This is a genomic window from Nocardia brasiliensis NBRC 14402, from assembly GCF_000308475.2.
Classification (GTDB): Bacteria; Actinomycetota; Actinomycetes; order Mycobacteriales; family Mycobacteriaceae; genus Nocardia; species Nocardia brasiliensis.
Window position 1 is genome coordinate 76,266 of sequence record NZ_BAFT02000062.1, and the last position, 23,124, is coordinate 99,389.

A 23,124-nucleotide genomic window follows, 5' to 3' on the forward strand; every position below is an offset into this window, starting at 1 on the left:
TACTGTCTGGCACCGAAGGGTTTTCACCGGGTCAGGCGGTGCCGCCGGATCATGAGGAGGAGTTGTGGTGTTGGTCGAGGGGTTCGTCGAGCGCGGATACGAGGACGTTCGGGCCGCGTTCGGGCAGGCGCACGAGAAAGACGCGGGCGCCGCGCAGTTGTGTGTCCATCGTCACGGCCGGGTCGTCGTCGACCTGTGCACCGGGCACGACCCGATCTCCGGAAAACCTTGGGACGCAGAGTCGCTGGTGGTGCTGATGTCGGCCTCGAAAGGGGTGACGGCAACCTGCGTGCATCTGCTCGTCGACCGTGGACAGCTCGACCTCGATGCGCCGGTCCGGGAGTACTGGCCGGAGTTCGCCGCCAACGGCAAAGCCGACGTGACGGTCGCCGACCTGCTCACCCACCGGGCCGGGCTGTGTGGCTTCGAGCCCGAATCCGGTATCCGCGCAGCGGACTTCACCGAATGGGGGCGGTGTGTGTCCGCGCTCGAAACGATGGCGCCGCTGTGGCAACCGGGTACCGCGTTCTACTACCACGCCATCACCTGGGGTTTCCTGGCCGGCGAACTGGTGCGGCGAGTCAGCGGGAAGAGCGTCGGCGAATTCCTGGCCGCCGAAATCGCCGATCCGCTCGGGCTGAGCCTGTGGATAGGTCTGCCGGAAACCGAAGAGCCCCGGGTTGTTCCACAGTTCACCCGGACGCCCTCCCCGTCGGCCGCCGAGGTATCGGCGGTGCTCGCGCGGATGGGTATCGATCTCGAATCCCGCCTGGTGCGCAACCTTCTCGAAACCGTGGCGACCCGGGAAGACGGCATCGAACTGCTCAACACCCGCGCCGGGCACGCGGCCGAGGTCCCCGCGGGCAACGCCATCGGCAACGCCCGCGCCCTGTCCCGCATGTACGCCGCCACCATCGGCACCGTCGACGGCATCCGCCTGCTCACGCCCGCCACCGTCGAACGCGCCTGCCGCCCCGGCACCGACCACCTCGTCCACCCGGCCCCCATCGACCTCCTCCCCGTCACCCACCGCTTCGCCAACGGCTACGAACTCCCCCAAACCAGCAACCCCATGCTCGGCGCCACCTCCTTCGGCCACGTCGGCACCGGCGGCCGAATCGGCTTCGCCCACCCCGCCTCCGGCACCGCGGTCGGCTACACCTGCACCGACATGACCGCCGACGTCGCCGTAGGGCCGGATCCGCGGTGGACCCCCTGGCTGAACGCCCTGCACCAAGCCCTCGCCTGACGGGTGCTGTCTGCGCAATCCCGTGCCACCGGAGGCCCGAGTTCTCGCAGAAGCGTTCGCAGACAAGGGCTTCTACAGCGTGAAAGGCGCGGTGTCGATCAAGGGGGAGGGGCGTGCGCCGGTGAACGCGGCGGCCGTGCAGATCGGATTGCAGCTCGGGTGTCAGATCGATGTGAGTACCGGTCTCACCGCGGGGTTGGGACTCAACGTCGGTGTCAACGGAGTGGTGACGGTGTCGCAGTATCCGTCGGGCTTGGTGGGCGGCAACGCCGGTGTGAATCCGAGCGTGTCGGGGACACTCAAGCCCGGCGGCATCACACAGTTGGTTCTCGGCGCGAAATCACTGAATGGCGCCTATGGTTCGATCGCCACGCGGGAGGCCGAGATGAAGGTCGACGCCTGTGGCGGACCGGTTTCGGTGCGTTCGGTGGTCACGGTGTCACTCGCCACACCGACGAGTACCGACTCGTTCTCGGTCTACGGCGACCCCGTCTATCTCTGAGCATCGCGATCGCTGAACTGCTCGTGCGGCAGACGACGAAACTTGCCGAAGGCCAGCTCCTTCCATGTGATAGCTTCCGCGTATAAACAGCGTGACGCTGTGTGAGTTTGATGCTCTGCCTTTGTTCAGGTCCGGTATCGGTTCGGCGAAGGGGGTTCGACTGTCACGGGTGCCGGGCCCCGAAGGGGATAACCACAACTGGTACGTCGCCTACACCTACATCGACCCACGCCTGGACGACCCCGGCGCGAAAGGCAAAGACGGCTGGCTGCCCTACGCGCTGATCGTCCAGGACCAGAACGGCTACCACCAAGTCACCGACCCACCCGCCAATGGCAGCGCCACCGCTGCGGCCATGGCCGCCGGCCTGGCCATGTGGGGCTTCCAACGACCGGCACCCGGAACGGGAGGCGGTGGCCGCAGTGACGGCCCCAGGGTTCGACCAGGCCCCAGCGGGCCGCCGAAGCCTGCGACGATAACCGGTCCCAAAGGTGAAACCATTCCAGCCGTTCCATCTGGGGCCACAGGAACAACAACGCCGACAGGTAAGGGTATCGAGTACCCGATTCCGCAGGGTACGGCCGGACTCGACGCCAAGGTAACGTCCATTCGTGTGATGGATCCTGTCAGTACCGGAAAGTATCAATACCCCAATGGTTACGTGGTGTACATGAACAACAGTGGCCAGACTGTAAATCCCTTGACCGGTCGAACGGTTTCAAATGCCGATCCTTACGCCCACATCGAACTCCCACCTAGGTAGGCTCAGTTGACCAGTGATAATGAAGCTCGGGTGGTACGACTCGAATCGCTCCTTTCCGGCGACCATGGCCGTGTCCCAGAAGAAATTCAATGGAATCCGCTCACTACCGAGGATCTACTGCTGGAAGCATGCATTATAGACGTTCGCTATATTTCTCATATTTCATCGGTCGGATTGCTTTTGGACCTACGCACCGCGCTTCAGATTGACGAAGGAAACACAGGGCTGCTTGTTGTCGAACAAGATCTCGACCTGAAAATATCAACCGAAAAATCGCACGGTCCAATGGTCCGAACCATTGTGGGATCGGTTCCGCGCGCAAATTCTTCCGCAGGTTACGGCATCGAGATTGCCTGTATGCCAAGCTCCTTGATATCCGTTTCGGGCGGTCAAGCATATTTTCATGTTGGCAATGTCGACGGCATCGGCGAGGCGCAGCCAACGTTGGAAGGCAAAGTGCTACCGAGAACCGGGTTTCAGAGTTGGGAGTCCAGCATCAGCCTGGTTTACACGGCTGCTTCCCCATCAATCGCGTGAGAAATTGCGGTGAGGCCGGAAGCTGTCCGACGGCACCGAAATCGGGTTGAGGGAAAGCAACCAGTGGGGCACGACCAACGACGTCACCTATCCAGACAAGACGACAGCGAAGGTGCACCGGCAATGAACGAATTACTCGCACAACACGTTCTCTACGCCGGCACCGACGACGTGGTCGCCTTTGTCGACGTCTACAACAATGCGCGGCAGCTCGTCCGGCCGGATGAGGCTTTCGGAGAGGCCGTCGATGCTGTGCGCTGGCTGGTCACCGGACAACTGGCTGGGCTCGGTGCCGTGGATGAACGAGGGGAATGGCGCCCGGCACCGGGCACACTCGATCAGCAGCTCGATGAGCTGACAGCGGGCTACCGGCAGGACCCATCTGGCGAGGGCGAAGGCCAAGAGGCTTTCGGTGTCTTCTACGGCTGATCGTCAACTCGACAACACAACGGCTGCGACCGAGTGGCTGATGACCGAAGCACACGAGCACCTCGCGACCGACTACCTCGGCGTCTACCAGCTCTTGTGGCTGCTACGAGGGCCCGACTTCGATCTGAGTGACGACGACGCGATCGACATATCTCGCGAGATCGCGGGCGAATTGGTCGCGAGCGGTCAAGACCTTCGAGCGAATGAGGTAACCGGCACATGGATCAGAACCAAGGGCTGCACTTGGACGTCGTCGCCTCCACCCTCCAGGACTTCAGTGCTGTCGAGATCCAACGAGAGAACTCGGGTTACCGGGCCGTGCACGTGCGTGGGCAGCACATTGCCACAACCGCGGAGTTGTTCACCGAGTTCGCAGCAGCGTTCCAATTCCCCTGGTACTTCGGGCAGAACTGGGCCGCTTTCGACGAATGCATGAGAGATCTCGACGAATGGCTTCCGCCAGGAACGCAGGGATACGCCCTTGCCGTGTGGAACGCTGACACCGTCTTGGTCAAGGACAAGTCAGCATTGGAGGCGTTCGTCGACAGTCTGAACTTCATTCATCAGGAACTCGCGGAACCCTCAGGGCTGGTCTCCACCGGCACCGGCACCGGCGTCGCCTCGCCGACACCGAGGGGGTTCCAGGTGGTGCTGCATTGCGAACCCGGCGCTCATGATCGGTTGCTCAGCAGGTGGACTCACGCCGGAGCCCGGCTCAACCCGCCCGCCGCCGCACATCTCTGATCGACTGTGGCGATACCTCAACTCCTGCACCTGGTTCCGCCGGCAGTCGGTGCCCGACGTGACAGCTCCGCCGGTCCGATACAGCACCGCCCACGTCTCGAGTCTGCAAACCGACGTCACTACGTCGAGCCCGCTCACGAGGGTCTGAGGCGAGGGGGTTCCTGGAATACTTCGCCGACCTCAGCTGAAATCCGGAGTTGGGCTTCTACCAGCACCGATCCGAAGCAACTGCGAAGAGAGTTGACCGGCGCAGTGGCTGGTCTGATAGGCTCGCGGACGCGCTCACGCGCATGCCGATGTAGTTCAATGGTAGAACTTCTGCTTCCCAAGCAGACAGCGCGGGTTCGATTCCCGTCATCGGCTCAGTACGGCTCCGATCTGGTGGTTCAGGTCGGAGCCGGTTGCGTTTCGGGGGGGTATCCGCTGCAGCAATGTTGTTCAGGGGGTGGGGGTTTCGGTGGCGGGGACCAGGCAGAGGTAGGGCTTGCCTGCGTAGGTTCTGGCGCCATCGACGAGGCCTGCTTCGGCTGGGGTGCGGCAGCGCACGTAGGGCTTGCGGCGGGTGTAGGAGACGTCTTGGTGGCGTAGGGCCGCCGCTTCGTCGGCGAACGTCTGATGGCATTGCGCGCAGTGGCACACGTTGTGCGCGCTCAACGGCCACTGGTGGTGGCAGCCTCGGCACTTCACCATCTCGGCCGACATCGTGGCCACACTCCTTACCGACCCTCATCAGATACTCCGCCACGGGAGCTCCACCACGGAAGGTGCCGGCCCGGTGCGGTTCTTGCCGAGGATAATTTCCACACCCCCGGTGAGCAAACCCGTGCAGCGCGGATGATGCGGCAATGCAACAACATCCGCAACCAACTCGCGACATCCGCTGCGGTTCGGCGTCCCCACACGCGCAGCGCCCCGCGCACTCCAGCATCCCGCACACGTTTCAGCGCCCCGCGCGCGTGTCGGTCGACTGACACGCGCGCAGGATGACGAAAGGTGCGCGGCAGCGCTCAACCCAGGCGCCAGAGCGAGGTGACCTCCGCGGCGTGGGCGGCGTGCACGCGCCATGCGGTCCCGCGCCGCAGCGTCCCGCGCATCCCGCGCACTTCTCAGCGTCCCGCGCACGTTTCAGCGTCCCGCGCACCTTTCAGCGCCCCGCGCGCGTGTCGGTCGACTGACACGCGCGCAGGATGACGAAAGGTGCGCGGCGGTGCTCAGCCCAGGCGCCAGAGCGAGGTGACCTCGGCGGCGCGGGCCGCGTGTAGTGGGTCGGTGGTGTCGCGGGCGCGGGGGTGGTGGGGGGCGGTGTCGAGGCGGTCGAGGACGCGGAGACCGGCGGCGGCGATGTGGGCGTGGAGTTCGGGCCGGGTGCGCAGGCCGAGCCGTTCGGCGAGGTCGGAGAGGACGAGCCAGGCTTCGCCGGTGGGGGTGAGGTGGGCGGGCAGGCCTGCGAGGAACTGGCGCAGCATCCCGCTGTCCGCGTCGTAGACGCCGCGCTCGAGGGCGGAGGTGGGGCGGACGGGCAGCCAGGGCGGATTGCAGACGATCAGGTCGGCGCGGCCTTCGGGATAAAGGGTGGGGCCGGTGACGTGGACCGTGTCGGCGAGCCGCAGCCGGTCCGTGTTCTCGCGGGCACAGATCAGGGCGCGGGGGTTGTCGTCGGTGGCGACGACCCGCCGGATGCCGCGCCGGGCGAGCACCGCGGCCAGCACGCCGGTGCCCGTGCCGAGATCGAAAGCAGTCGCCGCACCGGCCGGTAGGGGCGCACCCGCGACGAGGTCGACATATTCACCGCGGACCGGCGCGAACACGCCGTAGTGCGGATGGACGCGGTCACCGAGAGCCGTTATGGGAACACCCTTTTCGCGCCACTGCGCGGCACTGAGCACACCGAGGAGTTCGGTGAGCGCGACGAGCACGGGTCCGCGACCCGGTCCGTACGCCTGATCACAAGCCGCGCGGACGTCGGGGGCGCGGCGCAACGCGAGCGCATGGTCGTGCTCGAGGTGCACGAGCAGCTTCCCGAGTATCCGGGCCCGCTGGTTGCGGGCCCGGCGCTGCGTTCGAAACATCTCAGCCGGATCCGCTTGGCGTGCAAGCGCTTTCCGATCGATCCGCCGCGCCATCGCCCGCAGCAGCTGACGGGCATTGTGATAGTCGCCGCGCCACAGCAGTGCGGTGCCTTCACAGGCCAGCCGGTACGCGGTGGCGGCGGGCAGCCGGTCGTCGGCGATCAGGACGCGGCTCGGCGCCGGTGTCGCGCTTTCGGAATGCCAGCGGGCGGATCGGACGGTGTCGGCTTCGGTCCAGGTCACGGTGGACACGGACAACTCCTCGTGGTCGGGCAGTCAGGGGCACGGAGTGCACCTCGACGAGGAGTTACTGCGAGTGGGTGTGACTAGCGCTCCCGCGTCGACGTGCGCGCGGAGCCGTCCCCTACAACCATGCCCATGGTCATGACAGACCCTTCCGAACGAATGTGCCACCAGTCTCGCACACCCGTTGAGCTACCTCACGACGCGATGTCGACTTCGGCATGCAAGCGACGGAACCTGCTGCCATGGAAGACGAGCGGGTCGACGTCGGTACGGGTGGCGATGCGGTGGATGCGCAGGATGACGACCGCGTGATCGCCGGCGGGCACCTCCGCCTCCGGCACCCCTTCGATCCACGCCGACGCCCCGTCGATGAACACCGCCTCGCCGGTGCCGCGATGTAGTGCGGTGCCGCGGAAACGGTCGCCGTTGCGGGCACCGAGCGAGCGGGCGGCGTCCTGTTGCTCGGTGCCGAGCAGGCTGAGGCCGAGATGTCCCGCGGCGGCGAGTTTCGGCCAGGTCGAGGACGAGTTCTGCACGCAGAACGACACCAGGGGCGGATCGAGGGAGACCGGCACGAAGGTGCTCACCGCGAGACCGTGTGGCGCACCGTCGATATCGGCGCAGACGGCGACCACGCCGCTCGGGAAGTTGGCGAAAGCGCGGCGTAGGCCGCTGCCGTCGGCGGGGGATTCGAAGAGCTCATGCATGATCGGTCGCCTTCACGGTGGCCAGCGCCTGGGCGACGGGGCGCCACCGGTCGCTGTAGCGGTCGATCGCGCCGTCTTCCTGGAAGGTGCGATCGGAGAGGTAGAGGCCGGGCAGCGCGGCGGTGGCGCCCAGTTCGACGAGGACCGGTTTGAGCAACAGGTCTGGGGCGAGCGCGTGCACCGGGCCGGCGCCGAGCATCACGGGGACGCCGAGCACACCGGCCAATCCGGTGCCGCCGTCGAACTGTTCGAGGAACAGCTTCAGTAGCCCGGTATAGGTGGCTTTGAACGTGGGGCTGGCGAAAACGACCAGCTCCGAATCGGCTACGGTGCGCACCGCCGCGCCCACCGCGGGATCACCCCAGCCGAGCAGCGCGGGACCTAACTCGACCAGATCGAGCACGGTGGGCTCCACCTCGGGGCGCAGCCCCCGCGCGACCAGTGTGGCCGCGGTCAGGGTGCGGGAAGCGGGCTTCGGATTGCCGACTACGACCGTCACTGTCACTGTTCGTATCCCTCTCGCTGACAAACTGTTCGACCGCGCGAGCGGTCAGACCACCCCGTGCAACGGCGGTGCCGTGCCGTGCAGCAGGGCACGGCCGAGGTGCTGGTACTTCCATCGGACCGGGTCGTGCAAGGTGTGCGTGCGCGCGTTCCGCCAGAAGTGATGCAGGTTCAGATCGGCTGCGGCACTGCGTGTTCCACCCACTTCGAACAGAGCGCTGGACACCTCGGTTGCGGCCCGGTCGGCGAGCACCTTCGCGGCCGCCACCGCGAGCGAGGCCCGCGCGGCCGAATTCGCGTCCGCCGCAGTACCGGTCGCCGCGTCGACGGCGAGACCCGCCGCGGTGAGCGTGGCCTCGGCGGCGGTGACTGTCACGGACAACTCGCCGAAGCGCTGGATCAGCAGGGGGTCGTCGATCGCGCGGGCGACATCGGCTTCGAACCAGGGCCTACTGGTGGTCTGCACGAATTCCGTTGCCGCCGTGAGCGCACCGCGGGCGATACCGGTATCGATGGCGGCGTGCAGCAGCTGCGCGAATGCGCCGTACGCGTGCGGTGCCCGCACCGCCGCCGAACGGGCGATCACCTGGTCGGGATCCACCAGGACCGCATCGAAAACGACGGTGCCGCTGCCGGTGGTGCGCTGGCCGAAGCCGTTCCAGTCGTCGATGATCTGCACGCCGGGAGTATCAACGGGTAGGTACACGATGTACTCCCCCGACTCCAGCCCACTGCGCCGATCCGGATCGTCCAGCGTGGTCAGCACCGCCAGCAGATTCGCGAACAACGAACCAGTGCAATAGAACTTGCGACCGTCGACGCGAAACCCCTTGCCCTCCGGACGCAACGTGGTGCTGATATCGGCGATGGTCGCGCCGCCGCGTTCGGACTGCGCGTTGGCGATGCGCGCACCGTCGAGCACCTGCCCGAAATACCTGCGCCGCTGCGCGTCGGAACCGGCCAGCCGCAACAGGTTCAGATAGACGAAGTGGCTGTGCGGGATCTGCGCGATATTCGGGTCGGCGGCCGCGAGAATCCGCACCACCTCCGCGACCGCACTCGGCGGCAGCTCCGCGCCGCCGTATTCGGTGGGCACGGTCACCGCGAGCAGGCCGGCGGCCGCGAGCCGATCCACCTCGTCGTGCGGCAGGACGCGGTCGCGGTCGCGCACGGCGGCACCGGCGGCGAACTGCGCCGCGAGCCCCTGCGCGACCGAAAACGCCTGCGCCGCCGAGGTGATGCGATCGGCCGCGACCGAGGTCATCAGCCGACCGCCCCGACCGGCCGCCGCGCGGCCTCCAGTTCCCGGACCAGCGGCAGCACCTTCGCCCCGAAGTACTCGATCTCCTCCTGGAAGTGCAGGAAGCCGCCGAGGATCAGGTCGACACCGAGCTCGCGGTAGGCGACGATGCGCTCGGCGATCTGCTCGGGGGTGCCGATCAGTTTGGTGCGGAAGCCGTCGTTGTACTGCACGAGATCCTCGAAGGTCGAGTCGGCCCACATGCCCCTGTGGTCCTTGGTGGACGCGCCCGCCTGCTGCACCGCGTCCCGGAAACCTTCCACAGCAGGCTTGTTCGCCTTCTCGATGATCTCACGCAGCGTGTCCTGCGCTTCCTTTTCGGTGTCGCGGGCGATGATGAAACCGTTCAGGCCGAACTTCACCTCGCGATTGTTCTCCCGCGCGACCGCCCGCAGATCGTCGAGTTGTTCGGTGACGCCGTCGAAGTCCTTGCCGTTGGAGAAGTACCAGTCGGCGTAGCGGCCACCGTTGCGGCGGGCGGCAGTGGAGTTGCCGCCTTGGAACAGTTCGGGATTCGGCCGTTGCGCGGTGTTGAGCGGTTTCGGCTTCAGCGTGAAATCCCGGATCCGGTAGAAGTCACCGCCGTAGTTCACGTTGTCCTCGGTCCAGATCTTGCGGATCACCTCGAGGAATTCGGCGCTGCGCCGGTACCTTTCGTCGTGCTCGAGCCACGGCTCGCCCAGCGCGGTGAATTCACCGGCGAACCAACCGGAGACGACGTTGATGGCGAAGCGGCCGTTGGAGAGGTGGTCGGCGGTGGCGCCGAACTTCGCGAGCACCGCGGGATGCCAGAGACCGGGGTGGATCGCCGCGATCACCTTCAGCCGCTCGGTCGCGCCGAGCAGCGCGAGGCTGAACGAGGTGGACTCGTGCTGGAATTCGGCGCCGTAGGACGCGGTGTAGCGCACCTGGGACAGCGCGTATTCGAAGCCGTTGCGCTCAGCGGTCTGCGCCAGCTTCTTGTTGTACTCGAAATCCCAGCTGGTGCGCTGCTCGATATCGCTGGTGACCAGTCCCCCGCTGACATTGGGCACCCAATAGGCGAATGTGATCTGGTCGGCGATCTGCTCCGTGGTCATAGCTGCTCCATGGTTTCGGGGGTAGCCGTCGATCTACACCACTCCAGCACCGCGACCCGATCGGCACGAGGGTTTGAATCTGTGCGATCGGATCGCTGTGCCGAGAGGTGCCGATATCAGGCGCTGGCGAGGGCTGCCGAGAAGGTGGACCGGGCGAACCTGCCCGCGGGCGTGAACCGGCCGAGCACGGCGAGCGCGTCCTCGCCGGTGACCCGGGTGATGAAGGCGTTGGCGGCGTCGAGCGAGTCGACCTCGAGGAAGGGCTGCGGGTGGTGCAGCAGGCCGACCAGCGCGGCGGCGAACTTCGGCGCGACGCTCGCCGCGGCGAACAGCTGGTTGCCGATCTCGGCCAGCTCGGGGTCGCCGAGGAACAGCCGGGTGACCTTGTTGGCGGCGTCACCGCGCACCGCGAGGAACTCCGCGTACTGCTCGGTGAACCAGGCCTCGTCGAACGGACCGTCGTGCACCGCCGCGGCGGCCACCAGCCGCTGGGCCTGGATGAGCCCGCTCTGCGCACCCTGGCCCGCGATCGGGTCGTAGGCCGCGGAGGTGTCGCCCAGCGAGGCCACCACGTGGCCGCCCGCGGTGTGCCCGACGGCCGCCCGGACCACCGGCCGCACCGCGCCTTTCAGCCAGGAGTGCGGGTCGTCGGCGAGCACCTGGGTGGCCAGCACCTCCGGCAGATCCCAATCGATGAAGTCCCGGTACAGATCCTGCACGACACGCAACGCCGACTCCGCGGAATCCGCTGTGGCGAAACGGGTTTCCCAGTCGCTACCGGGGCGCGCCCAGCCGAGGAACGCCCAACTCGGTCCGGCGTCCTTGTGCAGGTACGGGCCCCACCAGGCCTCGCCCTGCTCGGCCAGGATGGAGAAGCCGCTGTGCGCGCCGCCCGCGGGGCTGCGGTGCGCGAAAACATCCTTGTCGTGGCCGATTCCGGTCACGGTGACGGTGAGCAGCGACCGCTGCGGCGCGTCGTAGGGGGTACGCGTCTCGTCGATCGGGAAAAGGTCGGACAACCCGCCCCGGCCGGTGGCCACCAGGGTCAGATCGTTCGCCGCGGCGATCGAATCGAGGGTCTCCGGGGTCACCGACTCGACGACGAAGCGACCGCCGCGCGCCAGGAACGCGCTCAAACGCTCGTCGGCCTTCAGCCGGGTGTCGACGGCGACGCCGACGTAGCCGTCGAAAGTGCCGTCGAACTGGATCAATTCGGCGCCTTCCGGTCCGGCGATCCGGACGCTGAGGCCGGTGTGCCGGGGTGCGCGACCGGTGTAGGTGTCCAGGCCGAGCGCCGACTCGGCCTGCTGGGTCACGCCGAATTCGAGCGCGGTGCCGGTGGCCGGTACGTCGTCGCGCAGACTGCGCTGATCGCGGTCGCTGTAGAGGGTCACGTCGAATCCGGCGTCGAGCAAACCCAGTGCCGCAGTGGCGCCGGTTTGGCCCGCACCGATCACCGCGGCCGAACGGGGGGAACGGGGAACGGAATTCTGCGTTGTCATGTAGGGATCATCAGGGTGTGACGCGGCCCTCGTGAGTGTTGCGATCACCGAGAATCAATGAGCGAACCGGCCTTTGCGCAGGCGTACCATTCGGCCCATGTCGTTTATCGTTGCCGAGCTGACCGGCGACCGCACCGAGCAGTACCGCCAGCTCACCGAGCAGGCGAGCGCGCTGGTCGCGGGCGAACCGGACCGGACCGCCAACGCCGCGAATATCGCGGCGCTGGTATTTCACGCACTGCCCGACGTCAATTGGGTCGGCTTCTATTTTCACGACGGGCACGAACTCGTGGTCGGGCCGTTTCAGGGCAAACCGGCGTGTGTGCGCATCCCCCTCGGAAAAGGCGTGTGCGGCACGGCGGCACAGACCAGGGAAACACAATTGGTGCCGGACGTGCACGCTTTCCCCGGCCATATCGCCTGCGACGCCGATACCCGCTCGGAAGTGGTTGTCCCCCTTGTGCACAACGGTGCACTGATCGGTGTCTTCGATTTGGACAGCCCCGAACCCGGCCGGTTCGACGAAATCGACCGGCAGGGCCTCGAATCCGTCGCGCAGGCGTTCCTCGCCGCACTCCCTGCGTAATCGACTGTCGTTAGAGATTCGGTGTGGCGACCGCGACGCCGGGCCGCGCGACCTCGTCGGGCAGCACCGTCGACCCCGCCGCGCCGACGCGGTAGCGGGCGCCGCGGTGCTCGTCCGGCAGCCGATCTCCCGCCCCGAACAGCGCGTTGCGCAAGGTGCCCGGCACATAGTCGGCGGCGTAGGCACCACGTTCGGTCAGCACGGGAACCACGTGGCGGACAACGTCTTCGAAGGACCCGGGGGTGATCGCATAGGCGAGGTTGAAACCGTCGAGGTCGGTGTCGGCGACCCATTCCTGCAGAAGGTCGGCGATGGTCGCACCGGAGCCGACGAAGACCGGTCCCATGCCACCGATACCGGCCCACCGCCCGATATCGCGCACGGTCCATTCGCGCCCGTCGTCATCGAACTCCTGAAAGGCGGCCACCGCGGACTGGATGGCGTTGCTCTGCACCTGCCCGATCGGGTCGTCCAGGTCGTAACCGGACAGATCGATGCCCATCCAGCCGGACATGAACACGAGGCCGCCCTCGATGCTGGCGTAGGACAGATACTCCTCGTGCTTGCGCTGGGCCGCCTCGTCGGTCGCGTCGGTGATGATGGTGGCCAGCGCGTAGATCCGCGCCGCGTACGGGTCGCGCCCGGCCTGCGCCAGCTCGGACCGGATCCGGGAAACCGTCTGCGCCAGTAGCCGTTTCGAAGGCGCGGCGATGAAGATGGCTTCGGCGTTCTCGGCGGCGAAGCGCACGCCGCGGGTGGAGGCGCCCGCCTGGTAGATAACCGGCGTGCGCTGTGGCGACGGCTCGGCGAGATGAATCCCCGGGACCGTGAAGTGCTTGCCCTGATGGCCGATGTGATGCACCTTGGCCGGGTCGACGTAAACGCCCTGAGCGGCATCGCGCACCACGGCGTCGTCCTCCCACGAGCCTTCCCACAGCTTGTACAGCACCTCGAGGTACTCGTCGGCCTGGTTGTAGCGCTCGTCGTGGTCGAGCTGATCGGCGGCGCCGAAATTCGTTGCCGCCGAGGGCAGGTAGCCGGTCACCACGTTCCAGCCGATTCGGCCGTTGGTCAGGTGGTCGAGGGTGGAGAGCCGGCGCGCGAACGGGAACGGATGCTCGAAACCGGTGCCGGTGGTGATGCCGAACCCGAGATGCTCGGTGACCGCGGCCATCGCCGAAACCAACAGCAGCGGATCGGCCACCGGGATCTGCGCACCCTGACGCAACGCGGCGATATCGGTGCCGCCGTAGACGTCGTAGGTGCCGAGCACGTCGGCGATGAAGATGCCGTCGAACCGGCCCTGCTCCAGCAGTCGCGCCAGATCGGTCCAGTAGCTCAGTTCCTTGTATCGATGCGACTGGTCGTCCGGATGCCGCCACAGGCCGGGTGATTGGTGGGCGACGCAGTTCATGTCGAAGGCGTTCAAGCGAATTCGACGGGTCATTCGGCCGCTCCTTCGGTGGCTTTGCGTTCTCCCGCACTCCAGGCGAAGGGCAGGTCCGTGCCGTTCAACAGGTGATCGCCGATCGCGCGCGCCTTCTGGATCGCCGGATTGTGCACCGAGAGGGTGCGAGCGTTGCGCCAGTGCCGATCCAGCCGCTGTCGCTCCGAAACCACCGACGCGCCACCGACTTCGAACAACAGCGAGGTGGCGGGCAGCACCAGGTCGATCACCGCGAGCTGAGCCTGCGCCGCCGCGAGTTCGGCGGCGACCAGCGACTTTTCGTCGGTCGCGCCGGCGGCGAGCACGTCATCCAGTACGTCCGCGACGGCGAGCACGGTCGACCGTGCCGCGAAGGCCGCCGCCGACAACTTGCCGATCACCTGCTGCACCAACGGATCCTGGCGCGGCAGCCCGGCGGCGGAATGGGTGTAGCTGCGGGTCCGGCCCGCCACCCAGGCACGGGCATCTGATTCCGCGCGCTGCGCGATGCCCGCGAGCACCGCGAGCTGCACCAACTGCAAGTACGACGTCCCGTAGGTGGGGCCGGGCGCACCGTAGCCTGGCCCGAGGATACGCTCCTCGGATACCGCCACATCGGTGAATTCCGTTGTGCCGCTTGCGGTCAACCGCTGGCCGAAACCATCCCAATCGTCGTGCTGCCGCACCCCGTCGGCGCTCGCGTCGACCAGCACGCCGACCCGCTCGCCGTCGCGGTCGGCCGCGGCCAGGATGTGGTCCGCGTAGAGCGAACCGGTGCTGTAGTACTTCACGCCGTTCAGCAGCCAACGGTCGCCGTCCCTGGTCAGCCGGGTCCGGTAGCGGTCGACCGCGCCGACGCCCGGCTCGGTGATCGCGTTGCCGACCAGCGTGCCGGCGGCCACGGCCCGCAGCCACTGCTCGCGGGCCGGACCGGGCTCGGCGAGCAGCTGGTCTTCCACGAACGAGAAGTGCACGCGCAGCGCCTGCGGCAGATTCGACTCGGCCGCGGCCAGCTCGATGAGCAACCGGAACAGCTGACGCACCGTGACGCCGTAGCCGCCGAGCTCGACCGGTACCCGCAGCGCGCCGAACTTCGCCTCGCGCAACCACCCGACCTCGCCGAACGGCAGCCGGCGATCGATCTCCCGCTCCACCGCGCCCTGCGCGATCCGGTCGAAGATCGGCCCGAAGACCGCATCCAGTTCGGCGTCGGTGGCGGATCTGGCTTCGATGGATGTCATCACCCCACGATCGCGCACGCCGCGGGGGAGCTCACGGGTTGCGCGCAGCGCGATCCGAATCCGCCACGCCACCCCGGGCGCTCACGCCGAAAGTGCTGGTCCTGACCAATTGTCAGAGGGCGGCGCTACAGTCGCGGCGTGGCTGGATCGCAGTACTCGTTCGACGCGCAAGTGTGGGAGCACCACGCGGGCTCCTGGTATTTCGTCTCGCTGCCCGAGGACGTCGCCGACGACATCGAGGAGCGCTACGCGCACCGGGTCGGCGGGTTCGGCTCGGTCCGGGTGCACGTCACCATCGGCGCGAGCCGTTGGTCCACCTCCCTTTTCCCGGACAAATCGCGCGCCACCTACGTGCTACCGGTGAAGAAGGCGATCCGCACCGCCGAGGAACTCGACGCGGGCACCCGCACCCACGTCGAACTCGTCGTCGCGCTGTGAGGCTCAGTACTGGTACGGGCCGGGTAGCGGAGGACCGGAGGGATAGCCCCCGGTGAAGCCGGACGCCGCGGCCCGGCGCTTGCTGCCACTGCGCTTGACCGCGACCACGATGATCACCGCCAGGCCGAGCAGCAGTCCCACGACGCCGATCGCGATGCCGCCGAGCAGAGTGCCGACGAACGAGGTGCCGAGCCCGCGGCCGATCGCCGCTGTGGCGCTGGTGCCCGAGTCGCCCTGGATCGCCACCTGATAGGTCCCCGGCGCCGCAGCCTCGAAGGACAATGCGGCGCGCCCCTCGCGCTTGCCGAAGGAGTAGGTGACGTCCGAGTCGTAGCGCCGCAACTGCACCGGCGCTCCGCCGGGGTCGGTGATACGCACATTCACCTCGCCACCGAAAATCGCTTCCGAGGCTCCCGGGTACTCGAAATACACCGTGTATCCGCCGGTCTCGGACAGTCGCACGGCGCCGGCCCCCGGCACCTCGATCCGTTGGAAGTCGTCGACCCGGCCGGACACCTGGGCGAAACTGCCCACCGCCAAGGCCGCGCCGCCGAGCACGCCGAGGGCGATCAGCACCGCGCCGAGCGCGAACCACCAGCCCGACGGCGTGACCCGAGGCTGCGGCGGATAGGGCGATCCCGGATATTGCGGTTGCATGTCCACCCCCGTGTTCTCGTCGACGCACGTCGACGCGATCTCAGGATAAGTCGGACACAACCCCCGGCGCAGGCCGCTGATTACTCGGGCTGGGAAGAGTTCAGCGCGGGGTGGCCATGCATTCCGTGGCGATGCGGGTGCTCGCGGTGCGGGCCTTCTCCGCGTCTTCCTTGCTCATGCCGAGGGTCTGCTGGTCGGCGGCTTTGGTGTCGTACTCGTCGCTCACCATCACCCGCAGGCCGTCCTGCGAAATACCCTGCTCGACAAAGAGTTTCGCCGCGCACTCGGCGAGTTCCCGGTTCTTGAGCCCCTTGTCCTGGAGTGACTTGGCCAGGTCGGCCTGGGTCACGGCCGGCGCCGCCGCCGCTTTGTCGCTTCCGCATGCCGCGAGCACCGGCAGCGCGATGAGCGCCGCGGCGATCAGGGAGATCCGCACCTGAATCCTCTTCTTTCGAATGGGCACTAGCCATTGCCTGGACCGAACGGACGTCACGACAGCGCCGACGTCGGCCCCGATGGTACCGATCGAGCCGGAAACCGTCGTGCCGATGCCGTTTTCACAAATCCATCGCGGCGCGCAGCGCGGTGTCCAGGCGTTCCAGCGTCTCGGACTCCATCTCGTCCACCCGCTCGGCGAGCCAGCCGCGGAAGATGCGGCCGATGTTGCCGGCGTGCACCCAGCCGTGCCGCTGCACCGGCACCGCGAGGATGTCCCGGGGGTCGTCGGCCACCACCTCGGCGGCGATCAGCCACGGGCGCGGCGACTCGTTGATGCCGTCACTGCTGATGAGCACGACCGTGCGCCGTCGAGGCGAACCATGCGGGTTGTAGATCCACAGTTCACCCCGCCGCACGCATCGCCTCCTCGGCGGCGGCCAGCTCGGCCGCGTCCGCGGCCGCCTCGGCCGTCACATCGGGCGCCGGGACGCAGCCGGTGCGCACGGCCTCACGACGCGCGGCTTTCGATATCCACGCCGACGGCGACATACCCGCGCGGGCCGCGGCCTGCTCGGCATAGGACCAGGCGGCCTCGTCCAGCGAAAGGGTGACCTTACGCGTTGCCATACCAATTACCGTACCGCGATATTCCCGGCACTGCCAGCGGCGATCGGGTGTCGAGCGGCGCAGCCAGGGCAACTGAGGGCTGGTGCCTGCTGTTAGGGTTGACGCAGCGGAGAGGCGGAGTGCGATGACGACGTTGAATTACCACCGGGCGGGTGCGGGCGAGCCGCTGGTATTGGTGCACGGCGTCGGCAGCCGGTGGCAGGTGTGGGAACCGGTCATCGACACCCTCGCCGAGTCCCACGACGTGATCGCGGTGGATCTGCCGGGGTTCGGCGACTCGGCCCCGCTGGCCACCACCACGGTCGACACGCTCACCGACGCGCTCGCCGAATTCCTTGTCGCGCAAGGGATCGAGCGGCCACACTTGGCCGGGAACTCGATGGGCGGGTTGATCACGCTGAACCTCGGCGCCCGCGGACTGGCCCGCTCGGTGACCGCGTTCTCCCCGATCGCGTTCTGGGACAAGGCCGGTCGGATCTGGTGCCAGCAGTCTCTCGGCCGATCACAGCAGCTCGCGGGACTGTTGCGGCCCGCGCTGCCCGCGGTGATGGGCACGGCCCTGGGCCGCACCCTGTTCCTGCAGCTGGTCTTCGGCAAGCCGTGGGCGGTCGGCAAGCAGGTGGGGCTGGACACCGCGACGGGCGCGGCCGACGCACCGGGTTTCACCGCGGCGCTCGCCTCGTTCGACAGGGCGCGACTGCACGAAATCGGTGCGCTGGCCGACATTCCGGTCACCATCGCCTGGGGCAATCGCGACATCCTGCTCACCTACGCCACGCAGAGCCGCCGGGCCCGCGCGACCCTGCCGGACGCCCGGCACGTCACGCTACCCGGCAGCGGGCACACCCCGTACTACGACGACCCCGCCGCCTGCGCCGCGGTGATCCGCAGCACCGTCTACGCCTGACGGTCGGGACGCGCCAGCAGCGTGTCCGCCGGGGCCGCGCCGAGCAGGATGCGGACCGCGTTTCGCCAGCGGTGCTGGATGATTCGATTCCCGTCCAGATCGCCGGTGAGCAGCACGCGCATGGCCAGACCGGTCATGATCTCGATGGTGAACTCGGTGATCGTCGGCACCCGTGGGTCATCGGGGAACTCCGTGCGGAAGACGTCCCGAATGCTGGTGTGCATCAACTCGAACAGCCGATGCTCCAGCGGCAGGAACGCGGCGAGCAGCTCCGGATCGGTGCGCGCGCCGACCCACATCTCCAGCGCGGCCCAGAACGACGGGCCGCTCAACATGCGCATGGTCAATTCGACCGCGGTCTCCAGCCGATCCACCGCGGGCGGGATATCCGCGAATTCGCTTGTCAGCTGGTCGAATCGGCGGGCGGCAAGATGCTCGACCGCCCCGGCCAGCAGCTCGGCCTTGGTCGGGAAATGGTGTTGCAGGGTGCCGCGCGGCACGCCCGCCCGTTTCTGCACCTCGAGCGTGGTGGTGCCGGCGTAGCCGACCTCCACCAGGCTCTCGACCGCCGCGTCCAGCAGTCGCGTGCGCATGCGCGCCCTGCGCTGCGCCTGTGTCTCCCGGACGCGTTCCCCGGCGCCGGTCAGCGGCCCTGCCACTGCGGTTCACGCTTCTGCGCGAAGGCGAGCGCGCCTTCGGCGGCATCCTTGGAAAACAGTGCGGGCAAAGCGATCTCGCCCTGTTTGGCGAAGGCCTCGCCGACCGCCCAATCGGGTGACTCGTCGATGATGCGCTTGCTCGCGGCGACGGCCAGCGGTGCCGCGGCGGCGATTTCGGCCGCCAGCTCCAGTGCCACCGCCAACGCGCCACCGGGCTGGGTGATCCGGTTGACCAGGCCGAGCTGGTACAACCGCTCGGCACCGACCCGGCCGCCGGTCAACGCGAGTTCGGCGGCCATGCTGCGCGGCAGCCGCTGGGTCAGCCGCAGCACCCCGCCGCCCGCGGCGACCAGCCCGCGCTTGACCTCCGGGATGCCGAACTGCGCGTCGCTCGCGGCAACGATCAGGTCGCCGGAGAGAGCGAGTTCGAAACCACCGGCCAGCGCGAACCCCTCGACCGCCGAGATCATCGGCTTGGCAGGCGGTTTCGCGGCGATGCCGAGCGGACCGCGCCGCTGCGTCATCGGCATCTCGCCCTTCGAGGCGGCGACGAGATCCATTCCGGCGCTGAAGGTTGCGCCCGCGCCGGTGAGCACGAGCACGCGCGCTGTCGCATCGTCCTCGAACGCGTCGACGGCGGCTTCGATCGCCAACGCGGTCGCGAGGTCGATGGCGTTGCGGGCCTCGGGGCGGTTGACGGTGAGCACGGTGACGGCGTCGTGCCGCTCCACCAAGATCTTTTCGGTCATCGGGCAGTCCCTTCGGTGAGCGTGAGCGCGTCGGCGGCAGTGATATTCACGGCGTCGCCCAGTGGGTCGCCCCCGGTGAACGCCGCGACAGTATCGGCGGCGGAGGTCCGGACCAGTATGCGGGCACCGGCCGGGTTCAAGGCGCTGACCACGACGGCCTCGGGTTCGTCGAGATGGGCTGGTGCGGGCCCTTTGCGGTAGGCCACGGTGTAGGCCTCGACGGTCGCCGGACCGGTATATCCCGGAGCCGCGGCGCGCCGGGCGGCGGGCACCTCGGCTGCCAGCGAACGGAACAGCCCCGCAGGCGGTTTCGCCGAGTACACGCCGACGCCGTGTTTGGTGATGTACCAGCCGAGCGCGGTCGCCAGCCCGTAAGCCTGCGGATCCTCGCGCAGCAGCCCGACCATGGTCGCGATCGAATGCGTGCTGTAGTTGTTGCCCGGCCCGCCCGCGAAGGTGAGGCCGCCGGTGACCGAGAGCGGGCGCGCTGGATCGTCGATCGGCAGGCCGAGCGCCTCGGCCGCGACCTGCACCGCGACCGGGAAGCAGGAGTAGAGATCGATGTGCGCGACGTCATCGATACCGATGCCTGCGGCGCCGAGCGCCGCCCGGCCCGCCGCGGCGATCGCGGGCGACACCGACATGTCCGCGCGTTCGGTGACGAACCATTCGTCGGTGGCGCTCGCCCCGCCGTGGGGGAACACCCAGCGCTCCCGCGGCACCCCGGCCGCGTCGGCGGTGGCCGCGCTGCACACGATCAAGCCCGCGCCGAGATTTACCGATAGGTTCGCGACCAGCAGCTTCGGATACGGCGTCGAGACCAGCCGGTTGGCCGCACCCGGCGTCACCAACTCGGTCGCGTCGTGCGATTCCGGTTGCCACGCATAAGGATTGCGCGCCGCGATGGCGGACAGCCGCGACCACAGCCCGCCGATCCGGGCCCGGTGCTCGTCCACGCCGAGCCCGAGCCGATGGCGCAGCGCGGTCTCCATGAGGGCGTAGAAGTACACCGGTCCCCACATCCCGGCGGCGGTTTCCATCTCGGAATTGGGGGCGCGGTCGGAACCGACGAGGTCGGTCGGCTGCACGTCGTCCGGCTGCTCCGGCCACTGCAGGGTGGCGCCCGCGCGGGTCGCGCTGTTCCACGCCGCCACCGCCTCGGCGCCGGTGATCAGCGCGACCTCGGACTGTCCGTCCGCGATGGTCTGGGCGACGGTGTTGAGCAGACGCTGCGGCGCATCGCCGCCGAAGCGCACGGACTGCATCGTCCGCTTCGGGTCGGCACCGAGTTCGGCGGCGACCAGCGCGCCGAGATCCGGGTACGGCCTGCTGACCGGGGCCGCGGCCGCGATCAGGTCCGCGGCCCGCAGGAGCCGATCGCCGGTGCCGCTGTCGGCGCCCGCGCGGCGCAGCGATTCGGCCGCGAGTTCGACCGGGCCCGGCAGGCCGGGTTCGCCGTTCCGGTGTACGACCTGCCCGGCGCCGACGAGCACCGGCGTTCGGGGATCAATTCCCGCTGGCAGCATGGTTCCTCCGCAGATCAGGCGTGCCGTCGCGCGCGCCCAGTGCGGCGGCCGACGCAATTACCGTCAACATTGACGGTAACCTGGGTTCGATTAGAGCAGAGTCCCCGTGGCCGGGCAATGCCCCACTGGCATCGAACTGACTCACGGGTAAGATCCGGGCATGGGCACCCACATCGCGCTGCGCTTCGACGGCGATCGCGCCTACGTCTCCCTCGACCGGCCGGACAAGCACAACGGCCTGACCATCGACATGCTGCGCGAGCTGATCGACACCGCGCACACCATCGCGGGCCGCGACGACGTGCGCGCGGTGATCCTGTCCGGCAACGGCCCCAGCTTCAGCAGCGGCCTGGACATCGCGAAGGCGGCCGGCGATCCGCTGTCCATCGTGCGCGCCTTCGTGCCGCTGCCCTGGCGCGGCACCAACGTCTTCCAGGAAGCCTGCTGGGCCTGGCGCAGGCTGCCGGTGCCGGTGATCGCGGCCGTACACGGCCGCTGCTACGGCGGCGGACTGCAACTCGCGCTGGCCGCCGACTTCCGTTTCGCCACCCCGGATTCGGAGTTCTCGGTAATGGAGGGCAAACACGGCCTGGTGCCGGACATGACCGGCGCGGCCACCCTCTCCCGGCTGATCGGTGTCGACAAGGCACTGCTGCTGACGATGACCGCGGACACCGTCGACGCCGCCTACGCCGAACGGATCGGCCTGGTCACCGAGGTCACCGCAGACCCGGTCGCCGCCGCGGAGAAGCTGGCCGACCGGATCGCGACGCGCTCGCCGCACGCCGTCGCCGGGGCCAAGCGGCTCTTCGACAAGGCCTGGCACGCCTCGACCCGCCGCACCTTCGCCATCGAGCGGGCGACGCAGCTGCCGCTGGTCATCCGGCTGGCCGTCAACCGGGGGAAATCCGGCACCGACTGAATCCGGCCCGGCAGTTCCGGGACCGAGGCCGCCCTTTTCGACGAAATCACTGCTAGCATTTTCCGCAGATTTGCCAGCCAGTCGAATTGTGGTGCGCTACACACCGCGAGGGGTCTGTGTATCGCGGAAGTCTGTGTTTCGCATTGCTTTCGGCGTGATTCCGGAGGGCGCACAGACTTGAACAGAACCGTAGCCATTGTGCTTACCGCGTTGGCGGGTGTTTCAACCTTACTGACTACAGCGATTACCCCGGCCACCGCCAATCCAAACACCATCAATCCGATTCCGGTACTCAACGGCAGCAACGGACTGCCCAACCTCGTCGGCCGGTCCCGGGCCGTGTTCCAGATGACCGGCATGGCCAGCCCGAACAACACTCAGGCCTACAACGTGCTCGGCACCGATCTCGGCATCATGTGGGACAACGGCAAGGGCGAGCTGCTCACCGCGTTCGGTGACACCGCCGGCGTCGGTTTCCCCAACCTGCTGGCCGGCAGCATGTGGTCGTGGCGCTCCAACATCCTGATGCGCAGCCACACGACCAACCCGGTCAACGGCATATATTTCGACAGCGTCGTGCGCGATGTTTTCGGTCAGGCGCGTGATCTGATACCCAGTCCGAAAATTCCGTTTCTGGAGATTAGCCGTATCCCTACTGCGGGCATTTCGGTGGGCGATGTCCAATTCATGAGCCTGATGTCGGTCCGTAGTTGGGACGAGGTCGGGCAGTGGAGCACCAACTTCTCCAGCCTCGCCGCCTCCGGCGACAACGGGGAAACCTGGGGAGAGCTGCCCGCCACCCGGCGGCCCGACGAGGGCGGCAACGGCAACTTCCAGATGAACGCCTTCCTGAAGGACGGCGGCTTCATCTACGAGTACGGCACGCCGTCCGGCCGCAACCAGGCGGCGTTCGTCGCGCGCGTCCCGGAAGCCCAGATCACCGATCTCAGTGCGTACGAATACTGGGACGGCCGAGACTGGCGGCGCGACGACGTGAACGCCGCCGCCCCGATCATGTGGGGCGTCGGCGAGCTGTCGGTGATGTACAACGCGTACCTCGGCCAGTACATCTCGCTCACCACCGACCCGTTCAACTCGGTGGTGCTGCGCCGGGCGGCCGCGCCGACCGGGCCGTGGAGCGAGCCCGAGGTGCTGATCGACACCAGGGAACTGCCGAGCGCGTACGCGCCGTCGATCTTCCCGTATCAGACCGGCCGCGATCTGTACTACCTCACGACCGTGCACAGCCAGTACAACGTGCTGCTCATGCGCACGCAGCTCTAGCGGTTCGCGCCACCGGACACCCACGATCCGGCG

The 23,124-nt window shown here is 67.8% G+C and carries 27 protein-coding genes and 1 tRNA gene; 12 read left to right on the forward strand and 16 right to left on the reverse strand.

What is annotated here, in order from left to right:
• The first annotated feature begins 64 nt into the window (after positions 1-64).
• From TY25_RS20835 to TY25_RS20855, 7 genes are all read left to right on the forward strand, one after another.
• Entirely contained in the window at positions 65-1,249 is a 1,185-nt protein-coding gene (locus tag TY25_RS20835) for a serine hydrolase domain-containing protein (protein WP_201773686.1), read from the forward strand.
• A 22-nt stretch (positions 1,250-1,271) separates the two neighbouring features.
• Positions 1,272-1,751 (forward strand): MspA family porin, encoded by a 480-nt coding sequence (locus TY25_RS20840; RefSeq protein ID WP_226887132.1) that lies wholly within the window; start codon positions 1,272-1,274, stop codon positions 1,749-1,751.
• 169 nt (positions 1,752-1,920) lie between these two features.
• Positions 1,921-2,514 carry a hypothetical protein gene (locus tag TY25_RS42785; RefSeq protein WP_146154120.1) on the forward strand — a complete coding sequence of 198 codons (594 nt, stop codon included), beginning with the start codon at positions 1,921-1,923 and terminating at the stop codon, positions 2,512-2,514.
• A 6-nt stretch (positions 2,515-2,520) separates the two neighbouring features.
• Positions 2,521-3,051: a hypothetical protein gene (locus tag TY25_RS42790; RefSeq protein ID WP_146154119.1), complete on the forward strand. Its 531-nt coding sequence runs from the start codon at positions 2,521-2,523 to the stop codon at positions 3,049-3,051.
• Positions 3,052-3,174: 123 nt separating this feature from the next.
• Positions 3,175-3,480 carry a hypothetical protein gene (locus TY25_RS20845; protein ID WP_042258565.1) on the forward strand — a complete coding sequence of 102 codons (306 nt, stop codon included), beginning with the start codon at positions 3,175-3,177 and terminating at the stop codon, positions 3,478-3,480.
• A 219-nt stretch (positions 3,481-3,699) separates the two neighbouring features.
• Positions 3,700-4,224 (forward strand): barstar family protein, encoded by a 525-nt coding sequence (locus TY25_RS20850; protein WP_052383096.1) that lies wholly within the window; start codon positions 3,700-3,702, stop codon positions 4,222-4,224.
• A gap of 292 nt (positions 4,225-4,516) precedes the next feature.
• Positions 4,517-4,587: transfer RNA gene (locus tag TY25_RS20855), tRNA-Gly, on the forward strand.
• Positions 4,588-4,662: 75 nt separating this feature from the next.
• On the opposite strand, the gene TY25_RS20860 is transcribed toward TY25_RS20855, so the two are convergent.
• From TY25_RS20860 to TY25_RS20890, 7 genes are all read right to left on the reverse strand, one after another.
• Positions 4,663-4,926: an FDXHR family putative zinc-binding protein gene (locus tag TY25_RS20860; protein WP_014988890.1), complete on the reverse strand. Its 264-nt coding sequence runs from the start codon at positions 4,924-4,926 to the stop codon at positions 4,663-4,665.
• Positions 4,927-5,435: 509 nt separating this feature from the next.
• A complete protein-coding gene (locus TY25_RS20865) occupies positions 5,436-6,551 on the reverse strand; it encodes a methyltransferase (RefSeq protein WP_370466191.1) in 1,116 nt (371 codons plus the stop codon).
• Positions 6,552-6,733: 182 nt separating this feature from the next.
• On the reverse strand, positions 6,734-7,246 hold the full coding sequence (locus tag TY25_RS20870; protein WP_042258570.1) for a flavin reductase family protein: 513 nt from the start codon (positions 7,244-7,246) through the stop codon (positions 6,734-6,736).
• Positions 7,239-7,751, reverse strand: a complete 513-nt coding sequence (locus TY25_RS20875) for an NADPH-dependent FMN reductase (RefSeq protein ID WP_042258571.1) — start codon at positions 7,749-7,751, stop codon at positions 7,239-7,241. The genes TY25_RS20870 and TY25_RS20875 overlap by 8 nt, the downstream gene beginning before the upstream one ends.
• A gap of 45 nt (positions 7,752-7,796) precedes the next feature.
• Positions 7,797-9,014 carry an SfnB family sulfur acquisition oxidoreductase gene (locus TY25_RS20880; RefSeq protein ID WP_042258572.1) on the reverse strand — a complete coding sequence of 406 codons (1,218 nt, stop codon included), beginning with the start codon at positions 9,012-9,014 and terminating at the stop codon, positions 7,797-7,799.
• Positions 9,014-10,129 (reverse strand): dimethylsulfone monooxygenase SfnG, encoded by a 1,116-nt coding sequence (gene sfnG / locus TY25_RS20885; protein ID WP_042258573.1) that lies wholly within the window; start codon positions 10,127-10,129, stop codon positions 9,014-9,016. The genes TY25_RS20880 and sfnG overlap by 1 nt, the downstream gene beginning before the upstream one ends.
• A 116-nt stretch (positions 10,130-10,245) precedes the next feature.
• Positions 10,246-11,631 carry a styrene monooxygenase/indole monooxygenase family protein gene (locus TY25_RS20890; protein ID WP_042258574.1) on the reverse strand — a complete coding sequence of 462 codons (1,386 nt, stop codon included), beginning with the start codon at positions 11,629-11,631 and terminating at the stop codon, positions 10,246-10,248.
• Positions 11,632-11,728: 97 nt separating this feature from the next.
• On the opposite strand from TY25_RS20890, the gene TY25_RS20895 reads away from it, so the two are divergent.
• The gene (locus TY25_RS20895; RefSeq protein ID WP_042258575.1) at positions 11,729-12,217 is read left to right on the forward strand and encodes a free L-methionine (R)-S-oxide reductase MsrC; all 489 of its coding nucleotides are present in this window, start codon (positions 11,729-11,731) and stop codon (positions 12,215-12,217) included.
• Between the two features lie 10 nt (positions 12,218-12,227).
• Here the strand turns inward: TY25_RS20895 and TY25_RS20900 are convergent, their stop codons facing one another.
• Both TY25_RS20900 and TY25_RS20905 read right to left on the reverse strand, forming a co-directional pair.
• On the reverse strand, positions 12,228-13,664 hold the full coding sequence (locus TY25_RS20900) for an LLM class flavin-dependent oxidoreductase (RefSeq protein ID WP_042258577.1): 1,437 nt from the start codon (positions 13,662-13,664) through the stop codon (positions 12,228-12,230).
• The gene (locus tag TY25_RS20905; RefSeq protein ID WP_042258797.1) at positions 13,661-14,884 is read right to left on the reverse strand and encodes an acyl-CoA dehydrogenase family protein; all 1,224 of its coding nucleotides are present in this window, start codon (positions 14,882-14,884) and stop codon (positions 13,661-13,663) included. Before TY25_RS20905 ends, TY25_RS20900 begins: the two co-directional genes overlap by 4 nt.
• A gap of 138 nt (positions 14,885-15,022) precedes the next feature.
• On the opposite strand from TY25_RS20905, the gene TY25_RS20910 reads away from it, so the two are divergent.
• Positions 15,023-15,322, forward strand: coding sequence for a DUF1905 domain-containing protein (locus TY25_RS20910; RefSeq protein WP_042258578.1), 300 nt, complete (start codon positions 15,023-15,025; stop codon positions 15,320-15,322).
• A 3-nt stretch (positions 15,323-15,325) separates the two neighbouring features.
• On the opposite strand, the gene TY25_RS20915 is transcribed toward TY25_RS20910, so the two are convergent.
• The 4 genes from TY25_RS20915 to TY25_RS20930 form a co-directional block, all read right to left on the reverse strand.
• Positions 15,326-15,979, reverse strand: a complete 654-nt coding sequence (locus TY25_RS20915) for a hypothetical protein (RefSeq protein WP_146154118.1) — start codon at positions 15,977-15,979, stop codon at positions 15,326-15,328.
• A 100-nt stretch (positions 15,980-16,079) separates the two neighbouring features.
• Complete coding sequence (locus TY25_RS20920) at positions 16,080-16,415, reverse strand: hypothetical protein (protein ID WP_042258581.1); 336 nt, start codon at positions 16,413-16,415, stop codon at positions 16,080-16,082.
• A 121-nt stretch (positions 16,416-16,536) separates the two neighbouring features.
• The gene (locus tag TY25_RS20925; protein WP_042258583.1) at positions 16,537-16,833 is read right to left on the reverse strand and encodes a hypothetical protein; all 297 of its coding nucleotides are present in this window, start codon (positions 16,831-16,833) and stop codon (positions 16,537-16,539) included.
• Positions 16,820-17,044: a hypothetical protein gene (locus tag TY25_RS20930; RefSeq protein WP_042258585.1), complete on the reverse strand. Its 225-nt coding sequence runs from the start codon at positions 17,042-17,044 to the stop codon at positions 16,820-16,822. Before TY25_RS20930 ends, TY25_RS20925 begins: the two co-directional genes overlap by 14 nt.
• Before the next feature lie 124 nt (positions 17,045-17,168).
• On the opposite strand from TY25_RS20930, the gene TY25_RS20935 reads away from it, so the two are divergent.
• Entirely contained in the window at positions 17,169-17,951 is a 783-nt protein-coding gene (locus TY25_RS20935) for an alpha/beta fold hydrolase (RefSeq protein WP_042258587.1), read from the forward strand.
• Here the strand turns inward: TY25_RS20935 and TY25_RS20940 are convergent.
• The 3 genes from TY25_RS20940 to TY25_RS20950 are packed head-to-tail and all read right to left on the reverse strand — an operon-like array spanning position 17,942 to position 20,885.
• Complete coding sequence (locus tag TY25_RS20940; protein WP_052383097.1) at positions 17,942-18,610, reverse strand: TetR/AcrR family transcriptional regulator; 669 nt, start codon at positions 18,608-18,610, stop codon at positions 17,942-17,944. The two genes, TY25_RS20935 and TY25_RS20940, sit on opposite strands and share 10 nt — an antisense overlap.
• The gene (locus TY25_RS20945; RefSeq protein WP_042258589.1) at positions 18,595-19,359 is read right to left on the reverse strand and encodes a crotonase/enoyl-CoA hydratase family protein; all 765 of its coding nucleotides are present in this window, start codon (positions 19,357-19,359) and stop codon (positions 18,595-18,597) included. The genes TY25_RS20940 and TY25_RS20945 overlap by 16 nt, the downstream gene beginning before the upstream one ends.
• Entirely contained in the window at positions 19,356-20,885 is a 1,530-nt protein-coding gene (locus tag TY25_RS20950) for a TLP1 C-terminal extension domain-containing protein (RefSeq protein WP_042258801.1), read from the reverse strand. Before TY25_RS20950 ends, TY25_RS20945 begins: the two co-directional genes overlap by 4 nt.
• A gap of 160 nt (positions 20,886-21,045) precedes the next feature.
• Here TY25_RS20950 and TY25_RS20955 point away from each other — a divergent pair, with 160 nt between their 5' ends.
• Positions 21,046-21,807, forward strand: coding sequence for a crotonase/enoyl-CoA hydratase family protein (locus TY25_RS20955; protein ID WP_042258591.1), 762 nt, complete (start codon positions 21,046-21,048; stop codon positions 21,805-21,807).
• Positions 21,808-22,005: 198 nt separating this feature from the next.
• Positions 22,006-23,091, forward strand: coding sequence for a glycoside hydrolase family 183 protein (locus TY25_RS20960; RefSeq protein ID WP_236639135.1), 1,086 nt, complete (start codon positions 22,006-22,008; stop codon positions 23,089-23,091).
• Positions 23,092-23,124 lie beyond the last annotated feature (33 nt).

Coding starts and splice junctions, on each gene's coding strand:
- TY25_RS20945 (WP_042258589.1), bottom strand. CDS start 19,359: ATGACCGAAAAGATCTTGGTGGAGCGGCACGACGCCGTCACCGTGCTC.
- TY25_RS20850 (WP_052383096.1), top strand. CDS start 3,700: ATGGATCAGAACCAAGGGCTGCACTTGGACGTCGTCGCCTCCACCCTC.
- TY25_RS20870 (WP_042258570.1), bottom strand. CDS start 7,246: ATGCATGAGCTCTTCGAATCCCCCGCCGACGGCAGCGGCCTACGCCGC.
- TY25_RS20915 (WP_146154118.1), bottom strand. CDS start 15,979: ATGCAACCGCAATATCCGGGATCGCCCTATCCGCCGCAGCCTCGGGTC.
- TY25_RS20935 (WP_042258587.1), top strand. CDS start 17,169: ATGACGACGTTGAATTACCACCGGGCGGGTGCGGGCGAGCCGCTGGTA.
- TY25_RS20905 (WP_042258797.1), bottom strand. CDS start 14,884: ATGACATCCATCGAAGCCAGATCCGCCACCGACGCCGAACTGGATGCG.
- TY25_RS20930 (WP_042258585.1), bottom strand. CDS start 17,044: ATGGCAACGCGTAAGGTCACCCTTTCGCTGGACGAGGCCGCCTGGTCC.
- TY25_RS20880 (WP_042258572.1), bottom strand. CDS start 9,014: ATGACCTCGGTCGCGGCCGATCGCATCACCTCGGCGGCGCAGGCGTTT.
- TY25_RS20890 (WP_042258574.1), bottom strand. CDS start 11,631: ATGACAACGCAGAATTCCGTTCCCCGTTCCCCCCGTTCGGCCGCGGTG.
- TY25_RS20955 (WP_042258591.1), top strand. CDS start 21,046: ATGGGCACCCACATCGCGCTGCGCTTCGACGGCGATCGCGCCTACGTC.
- sfnG (WP_042258573.1), bottom strand. CDS start 10,129: ATGACCACGGAGCAGATCGCCGACCAGATCACATTCGCCTATTGGGTG.
- TY25_RS20860 (WP_014988890.1), bottom strand. CDS start 4,926: ATGTCGGCCGAGATGGTGAAGTGCCGAGGCTGCCACCACCAGTGGCCG.
- TY25_RS20895 (WP_042258575.1), top strand. CDS start 11,729: ATGTCGTTTATCGTTGCCGAGCTGACCGGCGACCGCACCGAGCAGTAC.
- TY25_RS20900 (WP_042258577.1), bottom strand. CDS start 13,664: ATGACCCGTCGAATTCGCTTGAACGCCTTCGACATGAACTGCGTCGCC.
- TY25_RS20950 (WP_042258801.1), bottom strand. CDS start 20,885: ATGCTGCCAGCGGGAATTGATCCCCGAACGCCGGTGCTCGTCGGCGCC.
- TY25_RS20845 (WP_042258565.1), top strand. CDS start 3,175: ATGAACGAATTACTCGCACAACACGTTCTCTACGCCGGCACCGACGAC.